The organism is Rhizobacter sp. P2_D12, from assembly GCF_056404395.1.
The window spans coordinates 1-1,333 of record NZ_JBFUEB010000297.1 but is presented as its reverse complement, the minus strand read 5'-3'; the positions used below and the strand labels follow the sequence as shown (position 1 = coordinate 1,333).

Here is a 1,333-nt window from a genome sequence, read left to right as displayed (position 1 = left end):
CGCCATGGTCGACCGCTACCTTGCGCAAGCGTTCGCGTTGTGCCAGCTTGTCCGCGTCGGCCGGGCCGTAATCGTAATTTGGCCCGCCGGCCAGGAAACCTGAATTGAATGGCCCGCCGATGACGACCTTCGCGCCGCGCTCGGCGCATAGCGGGAACAGCTCGGCCAGCGGCGTCGTTTCCATCAGCGTGTAGCGCCCGGCCAGCAAGAAGATGTCGGGGTCGGCGTCGCGCAGCGCGCGCAGGCATGGCTCGACCGTGTTGACGCCCAGGCCCCAGGCCTTGATGACGCCCTCCTCGCGCAGCTTCGTCAAGCCCTCGAAGGCGCCGCCCGGACCGGATGCAATGCGGTAGTAATGGTCGAACTGGTCGCCGAACATGTCGGGCGACAGGTCATGCACGTAGACGATGTCGATGGATGCCAGCGCCATGCGCTGCAGACTGTCCCCGACTGAACGGCGCGCGCCGTCGGCTGTGTAGTCGATCACCCGCTTGAAGGGCAAGGCGCCGACGAAAGGCGCGGCGATCTCGCCCGGGGTGGATGGGGCCAGCAGGCGGCCGACCTTGGTCGAGAGCGTGTAGTCGGCGCGCGGGCGGCGGCGCAGTGCGTGCCCGAAGCGGTGTTCGGACAGGCCGGCGCCGTAGTGCGGCGCGGTGTCGAAATAGCGGATGCCGGCGTCCCATGCGGCGTCGGCGGTCGCCTGGGCTGCTTCGTCACTGGTGGCGTGGTACATGTCGCCGAAACCCGTGCCGCCCAGGCCAAGGCGGGTGATCGGTTGATAGCGCTGCGTCATGGTGTGTCCCTTGTGCGTGAATCAGACACAAATTCTGCCTGACGCACGCGGACCCCGTCGCACAGCAGGCTAGCGGCGGCGCCGTTCGATCTGCACCAGCGCCGCGCCCAGCACCTCGAGGTCGACCGGCTTGGCGAACAGGTCGTGAAAGCCCGCGGCGCGTGCTTCGGCGCGGTCTTTCTCCTGCGCGTAGCCGGTGACCGCGATCAGGATCGCATGGTCGGTTCCGGGCCTGGCGCGCAGTGCCCGCGCCAGCTCGAACCCATTCATCTCGGGCAGGCCGATATCGAGCAGGCACACATCCGGCTCGAACGCCGGCAGCACGTTCAGCGCGGCGCGCGCCGAATGGGCAACCGACACCGTGTGACCCAACGTCTCGAGCAGCAGCGCGAGCGTCACGGCGGCGYCTTCATTGTCGTCGACCACGCCGATGCGCAGCGCGGCCGGATTGCCCTGCGGCGTGTCGGTCCCGATAGCCGGCGCGGCGACGCCCGCGCGCGAGGACAGCGGCAGCGTAACCCGGAACGTGCTGCCGCAACC

The 1,333-nt window shown here is 68.8% G+C and carries 2 protein-coding genes; both read right to left on the bottom strand.

All coding sequences use genetic code 11. The annotated features are described in order from the left end of the window. Positions 1-793, bottom strand: a 793-nt coding sequence (locus tag AC1DYN_RS32580) for an aldo/keto reductase (protein WP_477966949.1), incomplete at its 3' end; no start/stop codon positions are given. Between the two features lie 69 nt (positions 794-862). After that, positions 863-1,333, bottom strand: a 471-nt coding sequence (locus tag AC1DYN_RS32575) for a response regulator (protein ID WP_477966947.1), incomplete at its 5' end; no start/stop codon positions are given.